We start from the raw sequence: 18,570 nt of genomic DNA, 5'->3' as shown, positions 1-18,570 counted from the left end.
CACCCAATCCCAAACGAGCGGCCGGTCGACTAAGGAAACGTCGATGTCCCGACATACCCAGGCCGACGTGCTGAAAGTGCAGACACCACTCGGCGCGGACGCGCTCTTGCTTGAGAAGTTTCAGGGGCACGAACGACTCTCCGCCCCCTTCCAGTTCGAGCTCGACCTGCTCGCCGAGGCCGAGACCGACGTCTCGTTCAAGAAGCTGCTCGGTCAGTCGGTCACCGTCTCGCTCCAGCGGCCCAACGGCACGACTCGCTATTTCAACGGGATCATCAGCCGGTTCAGCGAGGGGGAAATCGTCCCGGGGCCCAAGGGGGAGCCGACGTTCTGCCGGTACCAGGCGGTCATGGTTCCCAAGCTCTGGTTGCTTTCTCGGAACGTTCAGTCGCGAAACTTCCAGCAAATGACCGTGCCCGACATCTTGATGAAGGTGCTGTCGGAGCTGGACGTGGCGAATCGGATCCAAGGACAGTTTGCGCCTCGCGACTACTGCGCACAATACGGGGAATCCGACCTCGATTTCGCCTCCCGCCTGATGGAGGACGAGGGCATCTTCTACTACTTCGAGCATTCGTCCGGTGGGCACCAGTTGATCCTGGCCAACACACCTCAGGCTCATCCCGACGTCGCCTCGCCGTCACGGGTGGTCTATGAACGGGTCGTCGGCGGCACCCGGAAGGACGAGCGGGTCACGGCCTGGACCAAGTCGCAGGAGATTCGCTCGGGCCAGTCGACCTTGTGGGATTACTGCTTCGAGATGCCCGACAAGCCGCTGAAGTCGTCGCGGCAGACCGCGGCCTCGGCCACGGCCGGAACCGTCGAACACTCGCTGCAGGTGGGGGGGAACGACCACCTGGAGCGGTTTGAATATCCCGGAGGGTACGCCGGCCGGTTCGATGGGATCGGCGCGGGGGGGAACGAGCAACAGGCCGACCTGTCGAAGATCTTCGATGACGGGACGCGGACGGTCGGGATCCGGATGCAGGAAGAAGCGGTCGCCGGGCTTCGGATCGAGGGGCAGGGGGGCTGCCGCCAGTTCTCCGCCGGCTCGAAGTTCACCCTCCAGGGGCATCGGAACGGCGATGGTGCCTACGTGCTGACCGAGGTCAAGCACGAAGCCAGCCTCGAGGGCTCGTACACCACCGGTTCCCCGGCGACCTTGCTGTACCACAACACGTTCCAGTGCATCCCCCACGACCTCCCGTTCCGCCCGGCTCGGACCACGCCAAAGCCGCGCGTCGAAGGTCCGCAGACGGCCGTGGTCGTCGGCCCCTCGGGCGACGACCCGATCTTCTGCGACAAGTACGGCCGGGTGAAAGTCCAGTTCCGCTGGGATCGCCAGGGCCAGTTCAACGCGGACAGCTCGTGCTGGATCCGGGTCGCCCAGCCATGGGCAGGCGCCAACTGGGGGGCGATCACACTCCCCCGGATCGGCCAGGAAGTGGTGGTCGGATTTCTCGAAGGGGACCCCGACGAGCCGATGATCCTGGGTAGCGTCTACAACGCGGCCCAGATGCCGCCGTTCCCGCTGCCCGACCAGAAGACTCAGGCCGGGATCAAGACCCGGACCGTCGGATCCGGAGCGTCGCAGCCGAACTTCTCGGGGATCCGGTTCGAGGACACCCAGGGAGGCGAATACGTTCACATCCACTCGGAGCGGGACATGTCCCACAGCACCGAGGGGAGCATGTATGTGAATGTCGCCAGCGAAAAACACGAGCACGTCGGATCGTTTCACTCGCGCCAGGTGGGGAGCGTGCTGCCGGGGGTTAACCACGCGCTTTGGCCAAGCTCGAAATCGAGTGGCGCGGGGGGGGGCGGCCAGGAGATGGACACCGACTGGCAGCCGACCATCGGTACGTCGCCGGCGATGAATCTCGACCTGACCGTCGGCTGGCACCGCAATAGTACGCTCGGCCTCTATTCCTGGAACCTCGTCGGCCAGATCTCCTCCACCAAGATCAACCCGCTAGCGCTCCTTTCGATTGCTCCGTCCACGGTCGTCGCGGAGGGGTTGACGGCAGGGCTCGGCGCGGTGGCGCAAGGGTTCAGCACGGCGGCGCAGGCGGCCAATATCGACGTGATCCTGGGCGGCAATGTCGCCTTCCAATACGGCCCCAAGTTCGAGGTCCGGCGGGGAACGGCCCCCTTCTGTGTCACTCCCAGCAACTCGACCGTCTCCGGGATCGCCGCCGCGGTGTTCGCGAGCCTCTACGCGGCTTTCAACATCGGCGAAATCTTCCTGGCGGCCGCGGCGCCCGATATGGGGGTGGGGGGCCAGTGGGGAGAACTCGCCGGGGTCTGGGTGATCAATGACCTGATCCTGGGCGCCTGGATTTATGCCGAGGCGCTCTCGAACACTGTCACTCGGGAGTTCGCGACGGTGGCCGAGTTGCAGCAGCTCAGTGCCCAGGTCACCGCGCTGAAGACCGGGACGTCATACGTGACCAATCTGTTGGCGCTGAACCAGACGATCACGAGAAGAGAGCTGACTCAGTTCGCGACGCGTCGCGATGCCGCGGGGGGAGCGTCAGAGGCATCAAATGACACCTCGGGTTGCCACTCCGAATCCGCCGACGTCCTTTACGACGTGATCGCGCCTTGTATCAATTTGGTCAGTGCGCTGTCACCCACCGACGAAGGCCCCTCACTGATCTCGATTCAGGCCCTGGGCAACGAGGAGATCGATGGCGTTGTTCTCATCTGCGGCTCGAGCATGAGCGTCGTCCAGGGGGGGACGATGGCCTGGCTGAGGACCGAAACCGCGGAGGAGATCGGCTCGGTCACGGCCGACTGCGGGGCGGACGGGACACTCACGCTCCAGTCAGGCATCACGCAGGAGCCCAACTGCATCGAGATGACCCCGGAGGGTATCACGGCCACTTCGGCCTTGATGATCACCGTTGAAAGCGAGGAGTCCTCGGTGAAGGTCGACCCGGTGGGAGTAACGACCTCGGCGGCCGAGAGCACGATCTCAGTCACAGCCGAGGCGATCACACTCTCGGTGGCCGAGAGTATGATCGCGATCACGGCCGAGGGGATCACGATCTCGTGCGGGGCATCCGCCATCGAGATCACCGCCGAAGGAATCGTCATCAGCGGACCGACGGTGGACGTCACCGGCGACGCCGAGGTCGGCATCACGGGTGCGGCGATCACCATTACCTGAGGTCCGACCCTTGGGCAAGGGATGGTCCAGCAGGTGGCCACGTCACCGAGCCGGATTGCGGACGGGATCAGACCTCAAGGACTCTTGCGGGTGGGACGCGAGCGAATGGAACCAGGGAATGCAGGAATTCGATCGAACCCGCAGGCCGGGCCCAAGCCGGCCGTGGGTGGAGCGGCGCCCCCGACAATCAACCCCGATCGGACCGCGGACGAGATCTGCAAGAACGTACGCATCGGCATCAGGGCGAAGAAGCTACTGGTCGCGGGCATGAAGCCAGGCCAGTTTCTCACCCTGCTGGTCGAGAACCGGTTGTACGCCGACGCGATCCGCTACATGGCCCACGCCTTACTGAACCGCGAGGCGGTCTGGTGGGCCTGTCTCTGCGCCCGGTCGGCGGAAGCCGAAGCGTTGGAGACGATGCCGACGGCGCATCGCCAGGCGCTGGGGGCAGCGGTCCGTTGGGTCCTCGAACCGACCGAGGCCCACCGCCAAGCCGCCGGCCGTTCGGTCGAGCCGGCCGGTACCAGGACCTCGGCCGGCGCCGTGGCGCGTGCGGCCGCGTTTGCACTCGGCCAGAGCGAGTCCCATGGCGTCGGATCCACCCCTCCCAATCCCATCCTGGCGGCGCGGATGGCCGCGGCCAGTGTCCTGCTCGCGGCGAAGTCGTCCGACCGACTCCGCCGGTTCATCACGGTCGGGCTCGACGTCGCCTATGGCCACAACCGCTGGGATTGATCGCCGATGAAGCCGTTGCCGATGCCCTCGATTCCGTACCGGAAGCAGGAGACCCGATGGACCTGCGGCGCCGCGTCGCTCCGCATGGTTTATGCGTCGTTCGGCCTGGAATTCTCGGAAGCGGAACTCTGGGCGATCCTGAAGCCGAACCGGATCGATCGCTCAGGTGTTTATGCGTCACGCTTGGCCTGGGAGGCGCAGCAACGCGGGTTCGCCGCGCTGACGGTGCAGGCGCGACTCCCCTGGGAACTGCTCTCGACCTGCTCTCGGCTCGGGGTTCGCGTGGTGTTCCATCAACCTTTGTCCCAGGGCTCCCGCCAGCGCCACTTCTCGATCCTCACCCACGCCGACGCGGACGGGATCGTGCTCCACGACCCTCAATTCGGTCCCGCGCTCCGCTTTCGCAAGTCCGAGTGGCTCGAACTCTGGGGCGCGGCCTACGGCAACGATCGGGCGTTCCCGAATGAGTTGGTGGCGATCGCCGACTCCCCTCCGGCTCCCGACCCCGCCGCCTGCTCCGATTGCGGGACGGCGATCCCCGAGACCTGGCCCTGCCCGGTCTGTCGGCGGCCGGTCAAGCTCCGCCCGGCCGCCGTGCTTGGCTGCCTCTCATCCGACTGCTCCGCGCGACTCTGGGAGCAGATTGCCTGCCCAGAATGCGGGCATTCGCTGAGCCAACTCAACGGCCTCGGTTCCGACGATGATCCAAACTTCGCCCTGGAGAAATTCACCATGTCAAACGGCGACCCGTTCCAGACCTTGAACGCGGCGATGTCGGACTATCAGCGGAAAGTGGCGAAGATGCAGAACGTCTCCTCCGACGCCTCGGTGCGCGACGTCCTTGGGAAACTCCAGGAGAGCATGAAGCTGGCAACCGACAAGCTCGGCGATTCATTGGAACGCTTCGAAACGCAGAGCCATGAACGAAGCAAGCGGATCGAAGAGCAGCAGGCGAAGGCCGAGAAACGGCTCGAGGAAGCGACGAAGGCGCGGGAGCAAGCCCTTGCCGAGCTCGCGGCCAAGAAGGCGGCCAAGGCGGCACGGCCTCAGGCGCGGCAAGCCCCCGACGATCCCCACCTCGGCGCGAAGCTGCGTGACAAGCTCCTGGAGGAGTTCGGCACGCGCGTGGATCAGCCCCCGGCGGGCCTGTCCAATCCCCAGGGATCGCTGCTTGATTTCGAGCCCGGTGTCTGAACAACGCCTCGGGGAACCTTGGGCAACGAATCATTTTGGAAATATCATGGACATAGAATCAAACAAAGAATTAACCCGATCCGACCTCGAGCCGGCGGCGTTCGAGCGCCCGCTGCCGTCAGGGCGGACGCTCGTCGTCCGTGTGGGCGCGGCCGGTGAGGAGTTGGAGGTCCGGGACCGTGGTGGCGCACTCGAGCTCAGCATCAGCCTGACCGAGGCGGGGCCGATGGTCCGGATCCGGGCGGCCCGGATCGCGCTCGAATCGCCCGAGACGATCTCGCTGCAATGCCGGCGGTTCGAGGTCGACGCCACCGAGGCGGTCCAGCTCCAGAGTGGCGGCGAGGTCCGAATCCAGGCGAACGAGCTGCGGGTCCGGACCGTGGAGGATGTCCACCTGGACGGCGCCATGATCCGCCTGAACTGCGACCCACCGCCGGGTCCGGCTCCGGAAGCCAACGGCCCCGCGCTCGAGGTCTGATTCAAGCCGCAACCCGCGTCAGGGCACGAGCACGGTAGGCGCGCCCGTGGCGACCGCCGTGGTGACCGGGACGCCCGTCTCCGGATTGGCCCCCACCACGCTGCTGGTGACCCGGGTCGCCGGCCGACCCATGATCAGCACGGTCGGGCTACCCACGACCACGGTGCCGACACAGACCGACCCGGCAACGGCATCGCCCATGCATGAGGCGGGCATCCCCGCGATTTCAACCGTGGGGGCTCCAGGAGCGGTGATCACATCCCCCGTCACCGTCACATCCGTCAATCTCGACACGGGAAACGGCATTCTCGACCTCGCGCAATCAGTTCCGGGGCGTCGTTTGCTCCCCCCGCGCTTATGTCAAGTATACTAGAGATTGGGAGCCAAGAATGCGAGGGATCTCCGGGGTTGTTGAGGAGGCCGTGTGAGTATGTCGAGCCAGCGATCCGCCTCCTCGGGCGATGACTGGCGGCGCACCGGTGCGTCGAGCGAGCGCCGCTCGGCCGGTCCGAAGTGGCGCCGTCAACTCGAGGCTCGATCGCCGAGGCGGGTGCGTCGGACGAGGGCCCTGAAGGTCGCGGGCGCCGCCCTGGCGCTCGGCATCCTGGGCGGCCTCTTGATCTGGGTCAGCACCTGGCTCTGGCCCCCCAAGCCGGCCTCGCTCTTCCTTGTCGGTGCCGGCTACGAGCAGAACCTGGCGATCCCTCACAACGCTTACGGCCGTAGAAGTTTGCAAGTTTTAGCGAATCAGGCCGTCCCCGCAAACGCTCCGTCAGGCTGGGGCTCGGGTCGGCTTCGGCTCGCGCATGGTCCCTTGATGTTCACCGGCGACACGGCCTGGGACAGTGGCCTGGCGCAATTCGAGGGGAGGACACTCGTCCTGTTCCTCGCCCTGCACGGTGGCAGCGACCAGGACGGCGCCTATCTCCTGACCGACGATGCCGACGCCCGGCCGATCGCACGGAACCGGCTTCGGCTCACTGCGGTCCTCGATCGCCTCGCCAAGCTCCCCACCGCGATGAATAAGGTCCTGATTCTCGACGCGACCCAGATCCAGAGTGATTGGACGCTCGGGATGATTCACAATGACTTCGCGCGGGAATTAGCAGCACTTGAGTCCCGCGTTCTGGCGATCCCGCGGCTGGTCGTCTTGAGTGCCAGCGACGTCGACCAGCGGTCCTGGTCGTGCGACTCGCTCGGGCAATCGATCTTCGCCGCCACGCTGATCGATGGCCTCCAAGGGGCCGCGGTGAATGAAGACGGCCGGATCGACGCGGAGGATCTCTTTCTGCACGTCCGAGGCCAGGTCGAACGGTGGGTCGGGATCAACCTCCAGGAGCGGCAGACTCCCGTCCTGATCCCGGCCGGAGCCGCGGGCAGGAAGCGCGCCCGCGCAATCGAACTCTGCGGCGCCACCGGTCTGAGCACCCCGCGGGCCCGATCCCGCGATCACCAGTCCGAAACCGAGAAAGCGCTCGCCGCCTGGCGTGACTATCAGCGGCTCCGCGAGTCCATTCCGACGCCGACGATCCATCGCCCCCACAAGTGGCGGCTCTACAAGGAAACATTGATCCGCTACGACGAGCTGCTCCGTGCCGGGGCGGTCGACGGCGCCAACGAACTGGCCCTGGATCTCAACCAGCTCGTGCTCGAGTTGGGCCGGCCGCTCACGATCGACCTGAGCTCAATCCAGGGCACGCTCACCATGGGCGTGATCGACGGACAGGGGGGCGCCGGTATCGACTCGCTCCGTCATCCTTTCGAAAAGCTCTGGGAAGCGTCGCCAGGCGATGAGGTCAAACTCTGGCAGCAGCTCCAGGCGTCCGCCGGCCGCACTTCGAACGACCTGCGTCGTGGTCTCCTCGACCTCTTGATTCAGCGCGCGGCCGACGACCCGGCGCACCACCTCGACCGGGCCGTCCGGCTCGCCCGGCTCCTGGTCGATCCGGCGAGTCCGCCACCCGTCGAAGTTCAAGAATTGATCATGATGGCACGCGACTTGCCGCGAGAGAGCCTCGCGAGCCCTGGCCTTTCCGAGCGCGTCTCCCAGGCGATCCGGGTCCGCCGCCTCGCGGAACAATCGGCGCTGCTCCCCGCTGACCCCACCGACCGCGGTCTGCACCCGTATGTCAGTCAAGTCCTCCCCTGGGTTCGCCCCCGGATGGACGAGGCCGATGGGCTCCGTCGCCAAGGGCTCGACCTCTTGTTCGCTTCGGAAGCGTCCAACTGGGACCGCGGCGGTGACTTGCTCGAGCGCGCCGAGCGGATCTACCAGGAGGTGCAAGACGACGCCGGGCAGGTGCGCGCTGCCTGCGGGATCCGCGACGAGGTGCTCGAGGCGCTCCCCGACTACTCGCTCTGGCTGGCTCGGATCCGTCCTTACGGACAGCGGGTCCGGAACGTCCGGCTCGACGAATTGGAGACAAGCGTCACCACGCTCTGGGATTCCGCCCATATCCTGGTCGCCACTCTTGAGAAAGGCGATCCCCGGTCGATCCGTCGCCCTGCCGATGGCGACTCCCCATCGACTGACCTCGTGAACTTGACCGCCAAGGTCCGGGGGTTGTTCCAGAAGGTCGTGGCCGACTTCGACAGTCACGTCAGGGGCATCGAGGAAAGCGACCTGGGAATCCTTTGGCCGGAGCTCCGGATCGCGATCGGAGTTCCGTTCAACGACCTCCGGATGCGCCAGCGTCTGATGTCGAGCCTCGCGCGAATCGAACGGAGATTCCTGGTCAAAGACAACGACGGCAAATTCGACACGGCGCCCGCCATCACCGAGGCGAGCAATCGTTCGCGTGCGATTCAGCAGGGGCAAATCCAAGGGCTGATGGCGTTGGGGGTGCTGGGACAGAACTGGTTTGACTCCACGGGCAGTGGGAACGCGGATCAATTCGTCCGGGTCCGCGGTCAGCTTGCCCGGCTCCAAGACGATCCCGGTTGGAACGCGACCCTCAGCGGCGTCGGCACGCAAATTGGTGAGCGCTGGCTCCAAATGCCGGTGGTCATCGATCAGTCGATGACCGATGGTTTAATCGCGGCCGACCCGCGGGATCGAACCTTGATCGGCGTCGCCGACCGACTTTGGCGACAGCTTGACGGGGGCGTGCCAACCAACTCGTCGGTCGACCCGAGCACGTCGTTCCGTTTGATCATGCTCAGAGATCTCCTCTTGTGGCAGGCGAGTCGGACCCTCGCCGACCACTGGTATTCCGAAGACCCAGCGCTCGAACCGTACTATCGGACCGCGGGCCTGCGATTCGTGGACGATGCGCGGCAAATCGACCCGAGACCGCTGGCGTTGCGGACCTCGGCCAAAGCCGCGCAGACCGCACTTGAGCGCCCCGGCCAGTTCGGGTTCCAGGGGCCGGCGCGACTGGTCCTGACCAGTGAGCAGCGAATCGAGGTCGAGTATCGACTCCAACCCGACCCGGGCTTACCCGCCTCGTCGGGCTTCCCGGTCGTCTGGTTCGATCCGGGTCGCGACTTGCAGTCGCTCGTTCCCGAGGCGGGTCGACGAATCGCCCAGTCGATCGGCCCCCAACCCGAGGCGCCGATCCTCTGCACCTTTGTCAGTGAGCGGTTGAACCAGTCCGAGCAGTCGCCCCCGTCGACCCCTCGCGTCGAGCATTCGACTTGTGGTGCACATGGTCTCTTCCGCGGCCAACGCTTCCGTTTGGAGACGGCGGTCGACCTCCACCTCGTGCCCGAGCAGGTCGTGGGCCGGCACCCGGTGCCCGCCGGCGCAAGCCTGTCGGTCCGTGCCCAGGATGCGGTCCTCCAACGGCTTGGAACCAGCAGCGGCGCCATTGCGATCGTGCTCGATTGCTCGGGCAGCATGGGCCCCGCGGCCGGTCAGGCATGGGGACCGACGACCAAGTACCGGGAAGCGACTCAGGCGCTTCGTCAGGTGCTGCAAGGCCTGACGAAGGGGACGGTCGTCAGTGTCTGGGTCTTCGGCCAGGCGGTCGGCTTCGAGAAGACAGTCAAGGACGCCGAGCGGACGATCACACGCATCCAGGATCCGGTGACCTGGGATCCCGGTGACCCCGGCCAGCTCAAGCAGTTGATGGATCGGGTCGAGTACCCAGCGCTGGAGCCCTGGAACGAATCCCCCATCGTCCGCACCATGCTCCGCGCTCGCGACGACCTCCGCAACGTCCCCGGGTTCAAGACGCTCCTCGTCCTGACCGACGGGATGGACAATCGTTATGAGCAAGACACCTTTGCAAACCCACATAAAACGCCGATCCCGGTGGCGATCCATGCCTTGTTCAAAGACTCGGGGATCGAAGTCAACATCGTTGGCTACAAGGTGGTCAGCCCGGAGGCCGAACGGGCGCGAGCCCAGTTCCGTGTGATCGAGGAATTGCCGATCCCGGGCAAGTTCTACGAGGTGAACGACGCGGCGAATCTGGCCGGTGTGCTCGGCAAGGCAATGGGGCGCCGGCTCCGTTACTGGGTTGAGGAGGAGGATAACGTGCTGGTCCCCGGCACGCCCAGCGAGGGCCTGACCACCTCGCGGATCGGGGCCAACGACCGCTGGTTTGCCCCCGCGCTCGCGCCCGGCGGATTCAAGCTGGTCATCGATCCCCTCCGCCGCCAGTCGAGGAACATCGCCCTGAACAACGGTGACCTCTTAATCGTCCAGTTGGACCCCGCCCGGGTCGGAGTCGACTTCCGGCGGATCGAGTTCTCGCGTGAGGACTTCTCCTGGAAGCCTGCGACCGAGAAGAACAGTTGGCGACTGGCCGTGCTCCAGGATCAACTCCTGGGAACATCAAGTCTGCAAATGCTCTGCACGCTGGAAAAGGCGTTCAGCCGGTTCGAGACCAGCCTGTCGGTCGTCCGCCCCCGCGAGGTCTGGTATGAGCTGGAGCCGTTGGGGGCATCGGAGGTCCCGTTTGCCACGCGATGGAGCAATCGATCCGGCTTCCCGGCGGCCGCCTGGACCCTGGATGTCTCCCGTTGGCCGTCCAGCCCGGGGACCCCATCCCCAGCGCGGCCGATCCTTCGCTGCTGGTGGAACCCCGATCAGGACACCCCGGCGTCGGCGGGCCTGGATCGCGGCCCGGACTTCGACCTCGACACCGGCCGGGCGGCCAGTCCGGTCCCGGTGGAAGGGGATCACGTGACCGTCGAAAGCGTCCGGGTCGAGGATCATCGCGTCGAGATCCGTCACGGTGCCTGGGAGGTCAAGCCCTGCCTGGTGGTCCGGCTGGGCCATTCGCCCGGGAAACCGATCGGAGTGCGACCGGTTGGCCTGGTTCCCGCCGGTTCCGAGCAACGGTACTACACGAGCGCGGCCAAGACCACGGCCTTGTTCTGGCCCGTCACGCGTGACGAAGCCGGTGCGATGCTGACCGGCTTGAAGCTCTATTCCATCAACACATTCAAAGCCCAGGCCGAGCGCAGGGGGTTCTCGACCGAGCTGAGGGACTTGCCAATCCCGAGGCCGGACGACGTCCCTCCCCAGGAAGTGCCGATCCGGGAGGTTGGGGTGTCGGTCATGCCGTTTGAGTAAGAATCCGCGGTTGCGCCGATCGTCAAGCCAAGGCCTCGTAGGTTAGGCGACCGGTGGTTGCCGAGGGATGATCCGTCATGTCGAATCCGTCGCATTCACCGTCGTCGATCTCGCCACTCTGGCGTCAGAACCCCACGGCGTCGGGGTCCATGAAGCGGCAGGCGGATCGACGGCACTGGCGGATCTTCGTGCTTCTGGCGTGTATCCTGGCCCTGGCCGGAGTCTTGATCGGCCTGCTCGGATGGATCCGCCCGCTTCCCCGCCCTTATCTCTTTCCGATCTGGGTCAGCTCTTACCAGTCGCGCCAGATTTCGTTCCTCCCTTGGGCCGAGCAAGACCTCCACGCGATGAGCCGTGGCGACTCCATCTCTCGAATCATTAATACACCGTTCGGGAATCAGGACCGGAGGACGATTCAGCAGGAGCTCGGGCGGCTCGGCGAGCTCGTCGCGACGGATTCGGTTGTGGTTTATGTCAACGCACGGGCCTGCATCGGCCCCCGAGGCGCCGTGGCGCTGTTTCCGGCGGACGCCGATCCCGCCGACTTCCGCACCTGGATACCACTCCGCGAAGTCCTCGAAGCACTCCGGGCGTCGCCGGCGGGCTGGAAACTGCTGGTCCTCGACCTCACGAAGCCCCACGGCGAATCGCGGAATGCGGTGATTGACGACGACATCGCATCGCGGATCCCCGATGACTTGAAGGCCGTGGACGACCCGTGCCGGCTCACGCTCACGGCCGCCGCGCCCGGCCAGTACTCGTTGACCTCGGAGGAGCTCGGCCGCTCGATTTTCAGCTATTACTTCGAAGCCGGCTTGCGCGGCGGGACCGAGCTGGATCGACCCCGGTTGCAACGCGATGGCCTGATTCGTGTTACCGATCTCGCCGCCTATGTCCGCAGTCACGTCGAACGTTGGGCGCGGCTGAACCGATGCGTGCTTCAGCAGCCCGTGCTCTATGGGGTCGGTGCCAACTTCCCGTTGCTGGCGCTCAAGCACGACATCATCGAGTTCGCCCCGCCGATGCCCCCATCGGCCACCTACCCCGGATGGCTGCAAGCCGGCTGGTCGGTCCGCGACCGCTGGAGAGCCGCGGCCAACGATCAGGTCGCCCCTCTGGCCTACCGGCAGTTGGAACAGACCCTTTTGACCGCCGAAACCGAGTGGCGTGGCGGCGTCGATCCGGCGCGGATCCGTCAGGACCGAATGGCCAATCTGCCAATCTATGAGCAACTGCTTGCCAAGGTCCAACGGACGGCTCAGCCGAAGCCAACCTCGCTCGCCATGGCCACGGCTCAAGGCTGGACTCAGGATCAGGCGGTGGCCGCCGCAGTGGCCGAACTCCTCGCGAAACCGACCGCGCCCGCCAAGGCGGCAACCCCGCCGGCCGCAAAACCGGTGGCCGCGACGAAGCCGGGCACCGGCGACACGGCCGCGGCCCTTGACGCGAAAATCAAAGGCGCGTCGATGCTCGACCTGGCCGGGGCTCTGTTCGACGCGGCCCGAACGGCCGAGCCGACCAGGGAAACGATCCTCCTCCTCGACGGATTGCTCAAGGACCAGCAGCCTGAACCTTTGTTCGTCGAAACCCTCTTGCTCCGGCAACTGGCCGAATTGGCCAAGAGTTATGAAGATGCAACATGGCCGACCGAGACGGTGCGCCGGGCCCTGAAGGTCACGAGCCAGGGCGAGCGAGCGAACAATCAATCGGAGACGCTCGCCTGGCTCCGCCTGTCACTCGAGGAAGCGGCCCTGTTGCGCCACAACGCCGAGGTCATCTTGCGGGCCCACGGGTTCGCCGCGGTCGCCGAGGCGGATCGGCTCTTCCGTGTGGCCGAGGCACGCTATGCCCTGATCCTCGAGCAACAGCGCGTCGTGCTCGACGCAAGGCATCTCTGGCTCGAGGCGCTGCAATTCCTGCCCCAGTCGCTGGATGACTTGAATTCGCCGACCATCGTTCAGAACCATTGGATAGAAACCGTGGGCCGAGTGATCGCGATCCGCGATGCACTCACTCTGCCGGATGAGGTCATCCGCAACGGTACGCCGCTGCCGATCGATGAGATGCGCCGGCGGATCGAAATCCTCCACGCCCAGACGGAGGGGCTTCGCCAGGATCTCGACGAGCTCCAGAGGCCCTACTCGGATGCCGCGCTGGCCACGCTCCTGGCCGAGGCGCGCTCGCCCCGGGCGGGCTCGGAGACCATCCGCGCCATTCAGACCGTGCTCCGCAATCCGGCTCCCGCGGCCAAGAAGCGCGTCGCACTCTGGCAGGCCGCCCACGACCTGGCGGGCCGTTTGCTCAAGGAGACCCTGAAACTCGACCGAGCGCGACTGGATCCGGAGTCGATTGCAAACTCCGGTCAGGTCGCATCACGGGCCAGTGACAACCGACGGCTCGTTGACCGCGCCCGGAGACGGATCATCTTGCTTCGATTGGCGGGATTGCCCGAAGCCGAAGCCAAGGTGCTGGACAATCGGGTCGCGAAGGCCGCGACGCGGGGTGAGGATCCAGGCGCTTGGTGGGACCTCGAACGGGGGCTGCGCGAAGTCTGGAACGGCGGATCCAACGAGTCTACCCAAGGCCCGGCGGATTCCTCGAACCGCGCTCGGCTCAACCCCCTGGTCGCCCCGTCGTGGTCGTCGGCCTTCAATGACGCAACGCCAAAAAGTATATTCTATGCAACATGGCTTCGTGAGAAACGCGCGTTATGGGCCTGGTTGGCCGACCAATATGAATATGAGGGCGTCGACCTGGGCGGTTCGCTCTTCTTCCGAACGGCGGCCCGCGAACTCCGGACAATGTCGGGAAAGTCCGAGCGCGGTCGCCTGGTCTCCCCTTGGGGATTCCCCGGCCCGGTGGCCACCCTGTCGGCCGAATCCCCGATCACGACCGAGTCACTCTCACTCCGCGTCCCTCCCGGCCAGGCGGAGAGTGGGCCCACCCACATCGACCTCCTGCTGGCCGATCCGTCCTGGCTCCGCGTCGTCACGGCCTCGACGGTGCTCCGTCGCTCCGGACCGGCCGGGGCCGCCGCCAACGGCCTCGCGAGCTCCTACGTCCTGTCTCCCTCGACCACAGCCGTCCGCGCGATCCCGCTCCGCGCCGAGCTCGCCCCCGAGGCGGAGCAACCGTCCGACATGCCTCCCCCCCAAGGCTTCTTGGTTCGCGCGCATGTGGATGGTCGTGATTATTACCAGGCGGTCACGATTGACCTGGAACTCGCATCGCGGCGCATGCAGATGTTCCTGAGCGCCAATCCGAAAGAGCCGACCGAGCCTCAACTGGACCTCGGACTGCGCGCCATCAAGGACAGACAGCCGTATTACCTCTACCTCCGAAATCCGACCAGTGCCGCGCAGGATGTCCTCGTGGATTTAAAAGTCGGCGACCAGGCGGTCCCTGGCACGGCCCCACGGATCAGTGTGGCACCCGGGGCGATCACTCGTGTCCCGCTCCCACCCGGGTCGATGAAATCGGAGACGCCGTTGCCCGAGCTAACGGGGCCGTTGCAAATTCTCCTGCGGAACGCAACCGACAAGGAATCGATCCTCGGTCGAGCGACGATCGGGGTGCGGATCGCCGCGCCGGCCGAGTACGTGCGCGTGTCTCATGTCGAGTATGCACCCGCCAGTAGCACCGGTGGCGCGTCGAAGAATCGGCTCTCGATCGCGCTTCGAACGAGCGCCGCGACCGCAGGCCCTCCGACCGTCGCCCAGCTCCTCCTCCCCCCCGATCAGATCCCCGGCTTCCTCGGCATTGGAGACGGCACGTTACGGGGCCTCCTTCCCCCGGACGGCACACCACTACTCCTCTTTGTCAAAGGCCTGCGACGCCTGCCCGGCGCGGACAGTGTTGGCACCTTTTACATCCAGGTCGACGCCTACCCGCGCGGAATCGCCTTCCGGACCACGTTCCCACCGGACGGTCAACCCACTCTTCCCGTCGAGGACAGCCGGCCGGCCCTCCGCCTCCGCGCAGCGCGATCAACCCCGGCCGTCGTCTCCTTCCCCGTCCGGGCCGAGGTCGACAACCCAAGCCCCGGCTCCTCGCTCGAGATCATGCTCGGACGTTCGCAATCCGGGTCGTTCGAGCCCGAGGAAGTCCGGAGGTTCCCCACCGCCCAACATCGCCGGATCGGATTCGCCCCCGGCGGCCCCGATGGCTCGCTCCTGTTCGAAGCGTCGGCCGACGACTGGACCACCACCCTCGACCTGTCGGAGATCGAGGGACAGCGAGTGCTCCGCGCACGCCTTCTCGACGAGAACGGCCAAGAAATCCAAGCCGTGTCTCAACCCCTCTTGATCGACAACAGCCGGCCGAACGGACCGAGCTTGATCGAGCTCCCCCTCCAAGCGCGGCGGGGTTCTAAGCTTATGGTCAAGGCGACCGCCAGCGCCACCGACTCGGGAATCGCCAGCGTCCGCTTCTTCGTCGGCAAACCACCCGCAGAGGGGACTCCCCTTCCTGCAACGGTCACCACCACGCCGGGCAATCCCGATACCGAAGGCGTGATCTGGTCGGCCGAGCTCAACTTGCCCGACGTCAAGGGACCGACCGACCTCGCGGCTCAGTTTACCACCGGTGCCGGCCAAACCTCCTACGCCACGGCCAATATTGAACTCACCGACACCGATCCGGTCACACCCGGCCGAATCGTCGGCACCGTCCTGGAGGGTCCAAGGCCGCAGCCCGGCATGGTTGTCATCCTGTCCCAAAAACCCAAAGATGAGGCTCAGACCAAGGAAGCAAAACCCAAAGCGGCCCAGGCCAAGGAAGCCCCGAACACCGAGATCGCCCGCGCCACGACCACCGCCGACGGCACGTTCCGATTCGACAACCTCGCCCCTGGCAACTACCAGCTCACCACGAGCAAAGAAGCGTCGCAGACCAAGGCCAAAGCCGACGTGAACGTGAAGGCAAGCACAACGGCCACCGTGCCGCTCGAACTCTTTCGATGAGTGCCGAGCGGCTTGCCAGCGTCTCTTCGGCCTGTTCCAACGCGCACTCCAGGACGAACGCGCTCACGGAACGGTGGGCCACCTTCGCCGCGGCCTGGAGCTTCGCTTTCACTTCCTGCGAAAGCCTCAGTTAGCGTTCAATAAATTGCATCCATAAAAAAACATTCGTCAATTCGATGAAATCAGGCGTTCCGGACTCAGCGCAACCAGAAGAAGTATCCGAGCGAGGCGACCATCACCAGGAAGACCGCGATGCTCGACCAGCCCAGCATCGCCCAGCGTCTATAGTCGGCATCCTCGGCCTGGGCCTCCGCGGTCCAACTGACGTAGTTCTGGTTCTCGAGAAGGCGACGGAAGATGCCGACAACGAACGCTTGCTCGTGCGCGGCGTCTCGACCGGTGGCCGCCAGGTAACAGCCGCCGAACAGGGTCGAATCGGGGGCTTCGGAGGCGAACGCTCGCGTCAGCGACCGGAAGACCCGATCTTGGCGCTCCTGGAGCCGGGTCAGGACCTGGTTGAGCTCGATGTTTTCATGGAGCACCTCCGACGCGTTCTTGCGATCCGGTTCCTCAAGTCTCCAGAGTCGATAGACGAGCGTTGGGATCAGGACCTGAGCGATCCAGCGCACACTCTCGTTGATCATCCGGGCGAAACCCGACTCGTCGACCACCGGAACAAGCGGCAGGTCCAGGCCCAGGACCTTCTCACGCTGTTCTTCGGGGAACCGGCCGATGAAGGTGCGGAATCCAGGGACTTGCTCGAGGTCGCAGATCACCGCGAAGACCGGGCAGTGGACTTGCAGGCTGTCACGGACCGCGGCCCGGTCGTGCTGGCAGATTGCCCCGATCTCGTCCGCCTCGTCGGCCGACTCGGTCGCGGCGAACGGGACGAGGAAAAGGATCCCGTTAATCGGGCAGTAGGGCCGGCGGCTCCGGACGATCAGGCGGCAGAGATGCTGGAGCCGACCGGTCTGGAGGTCGACCTCGACCTGATCTTTGATCAGTGAGGCCCGACGCCGACGCGGTTGGCTCGACAACTCCCGGACCTCGGTCTGAGGCTTCTCCCGCTCGTCCGACGATTCGGGCCCGCGTCCGAGCACTCCCGGCTCGAACGGCGAGGAGGCGGTTCCCTGGGTTGCCGTGGCCACGGCCAAGGCCGGTAGGTCGACGGCCATCGAGCGGGCGGGGGCCGGCCTGGCGGCGGGTCCCCCGCCACCAGCCAGGGGTGATTCACTCAAGAGGGCCGACTGCCGCCCGAGCAGCGAGGCTCCGGGACAGGTCAGGTAGATCCCATCGCGATTGGCATAAACATGCAAGGGCGCATTGGCCCCTCGCGGTGTCCGCCCCACCTCGAACGAGAGCTTGGCGGCGTTGAGCAAGGCCTCCTCGGTGCCGATCGGACTCCCCAGGATCAGGAACAGGGGGGACTGCGTGAGGTCGATACTCGCCTGCTCGAGTGCGCGGAGGGCGGCGTCCCAGGCTTCATCAATGTCGGGAAACTCGGAGCTCTCCTTCTCGGCCGTCAGCAACTCCCAGAGCCACCAGATCAGCCAGGACATCATATAGATGATCAGGAAGAGCAAGGGTAGCCAGATCCTCCGGAGGATCGGCAGCGGAGCGCGGAGGACCCGCTCGAGGTCGGCCCAGTCGTTGATGAACCCGAGCAGGACCAGAGTCGCCGCCAGGACCAGCAAGCGGAGCACCCAGCGGAGTCGTTGGCCGGGATGTCGTAGTTCGCGCGCCTTGGCGAAGAAGGGGAATGCGAGTTTCGCCAACCCCTTGATCCCGCGCCAGATCGAGTTGAGCAGGAACATGGCGCTCCGTTACCGCCCGAGTTGATAAATGAGGAAAAAGGCCAAGACCGGCGTCAACAAGAGGAACACCAGACCTCCGGCCACAACCATGATCCGGAGCCGCTCGCCCCCACGAAGCGGCGGGACTCGAGTGGGAGGGGTCAGCTCCGGGGGAGGGGTCCACTCCATCCCTTCGATCTTGGTGAGTTGGGCCCTCGAGCTGTCGACCCAATCCCGGAGCTCCGTCGGTCGGTCGCGAAGGTCACCCCGAAAGCCGAGCATCACGCAGAGGAAAAAGGTTTCTAGAAGGTCCCGATCGAGCCGGGTCTCCGGCCGCCGCGCCAGGTCCCAGAATCTCCAGGCCCGGTCGTTCGTGCCGTTCAGAGTAACCTCCATCTTCCGCTCGTTCCACCGGGTTTCCCACGCGGATTCGAGGATGAAGAGCTCATCGAGCCAGCAAGCCAGGGCATAACGGACCGTCATCAGCCGTTCGGTCGACCGGCGAATGGCCCCCGTGAGCCGGATCGTCCGCGGCTCGGCTTCCGAAGCCGCCGTCCCGTGCTCCTCGGCGAGCCCGGCCGTCAGCAGGCCTTCGAGAATCGCCTGCTCCGTGGCAAACACGGGCGTCTCACCGCGGTCGAGCCGCTCCTTGAGTTGCAGACCACGAGCCAGGATCGGGTGGACGAGCGCGGCAACGGCTTCGTGCATCAGCG

Annotated in this window: 10 protein-coding genes; 6 read left to right on the top strand and 4 right to left on the bottom strand. The window is 65.6% G+C overall.

From position 1 onward, the window contains the following. Positions 1–43: 43 nt before the first annotated feature. The 4 genes from tssI to BUS42_RS31595 are packed head-to-tail and all read left to right on the top strand — an operon-like array spanning position 44 to position 5,579. Positions 44–3,172, top strand: coding sequence for a type VI secretion system tip protein TssI/VgrG (tssI, locus tag BUS42_RS31610; RefSeq protein ID WP_074313743.1), 3,129 nt, complete (start codon positions 44–46; stop codon positions 3,170–3,172). A 33-nt stretch (positions 3,173–3,205) separates the two neighbouring features. After that, positions 3,206–3,907 (top strand): DUF6931 family protein, encoded by a 702-nt coding sequence (locus BUS42_RS31605; protein ID WP_143206588.1) that lies wholly within the window; start codon positions 3,206–3,208, stop codon positions 3,905–3,907. Positions 3,908–3,913: 6 nt separating this feature from the next. Then, positions 3,914–5,101: a cysteine peptidase family C39 domain-containing protein gene (locus tag BUS42_RS31600; RefSeq protein WP_074313739.1), complete on the top strand. Its 1,188-nt coding sequence runs from the start codon at positions 3,914–3,916 to the stop codon at positions 5,099–5,101. Between the two features lie 46 nt (positions 5,102–5,147). Continuing rightward, positions 5,148–5,579: a hypothetical protein gene (locus tag BUS42_RS31595; RefSeq protein ID WP_074313738.1), complete on the top strand. Its 432-nt coding sequence runs from the start codon at positions 5,148–5,150 to the stop codon at positions 5,577–5,579. 18 nt (positions 5,580–5,597) lie between these two features. Here BUS42_RS31595 and BUS42_RS31590 read toward each other — a convergent pair whose 3' ends face one another. After that, on the bottom strand, positions 5,598–5,873 hold the full coding sequence (locus BUS42_RS31590) for a PAAR domain-containing protein (RefSeq protein ID WP_216821103.1): 276 nt from the start codon (positions 5,871–5,873) through the stop codon (positions 5,598–5,600). 136 nt (positions 5,874–6,009) lie between these two features. Between BUS42_RS31590 and BUS42_RS31585 the strand changes: the two genes are divergently transcribed. Both BUS42_RS31585 and BUS42_RS31580 read left to right on the top strand, forming a co-directional pair. Next, complete coding sequence (locus BUS42_RS31585; protein WP_074313736.1) at positions 6,010–11,103, top strand: VWA domain-containing protein; 5,094 nt, start codon at positions 6,010–6,012, stop codon at positions 11,101–11,103. Between the two features lie 77 nt (positions 11,104–11,180). Beyond that, entirely contained in the window at positions 11,181–16,064 is a 4,884-nt protein-coding gene (locus tag BUS42_RS31580; RefSeq protein WP_074313735.1) for a carboxypeptidase-like regulatory domain-containing protein, read from the top strand. On the opposite strand, the gene BUS42_RS46760 is transcribed toward BUS42_RS31580, so the two are convergent. The 3 genes from BUS42_RS46760 to BUS42_RS31565 all read right to left on the bottom strand — a co-directional run bounded on the left by BUS42_RS46760 (position 15,967) and on the right by BUS42_RS31565 (position 18,565). Next, positions 15,967–16,176 carry a type II toxin -antitoxin system TacA 1-like antitoxin gene (locus tag BUS42_RS46760; protein WP_074313733.1) on the bottom strand — a complete coding sequence of 70 codons (210 nt, stop codon included), beginning with the start codon at positions 16,174–16,176 and terminating at the stop codon, positions 15,967–15,969. The two genes, BUS42_RS31580 and BUS42_RS46760, sit on opposite strands and share 98 nt — an antisense overlap. 85 nt (positions 16,177–16,261) lie before the next feature. Next, positions 16,262–17,878 carry a type VI secretion protein IcmF/TssM N-terminal domain-containing protein gene (locus BUS42_RS31570; protein ID WP_074313731.1) on the bottom strand — a complete coding sequence of 539 codons (1,617 nt, stop codon included), beginning with the start codon at positions 17,876–17,878 and terminating at the stop codon, positions 16,262–16,264. Positions 17,879–17,887: 9 nt separating this feature from the next. Next, the gene (locus tag BUS42_RS31565) at positions 17,888–18,565 is read right to left on the bottom strand and encodes a DotU family type IV/VI secretion system protein (protein WP_074313729.1); all 678 of its coding nucleotides are present in this window, start codon (positions 18,563–18,565) and stop codon (positions 17,888–17,890) included. Between the last annotated feature and the right edge of the window lie 5 nt (positions 18,566–18,570).

It is taken from the genome of Singulisphaera sp. GP187 (assembly GCF_900129635.1).
GTDB lineage: Bacteria > Planctomycetota > Planctomycetia > Isosphaerales > Isosphaeraceae > Singulisphaera.
This window is presented reverse-complemented; position numbering and strand designations above follow the sequence as displayed.

Excerpts from the sequence above, each read along its gene's own strand:
- tssI (WP_074313743.1), top strand. The coding sequence starts at position 44 with ATGTCCCGACATACCCAGGCCGACGTGCTGAAAGTGCAGACACCACTC.
- BUS42_RS31600 (WP_074313739.1), top strand. The coding sequence starts at position 3,914 with ATGAAGCCGTTGCCGATGCCCTCGATTCCGTACCGGAAGCAGGAGACC.
- BUS42_RS31595 (WP_074313738.1), top strand. The coding sequence starts at position 5,148 with ATGGACATAGAATCAAACAAAGAATTAACCCGATCCGACCTCGAGCCG.
- BUS42_RS31585 (WP_074313736.1), top strand. The coding sequence starts at position 6,010 with ATGTCGAGCCAGCGATCCGCCTCCTCGGGCGATGACTGGCGGCGCACC.
- BUS42_RS31580 (WP_074313735.1), top strand. The coding sequence starts at position 11,181 with ATGTCGAATCCGTCGCATTCACCGTCGTCGATCTCGCCACTCTGGCGT.
- BUS42_RS31570 (WP_074313731.1), bottom strand. The coding sequence starts at position 17,878 with ATGTTCCTGCTCAACTCGATCTGGCGCGGGATCAAGGGGTTGGCGAAA.
- BUS42_RS31565 (WP_074313729.1), bottom strand. The coding sequence starts at position 18,565 with ATGCACGAAGCCGTTGCCGCGCTCGTCCACCCGATCCTGGCTCGTGGT.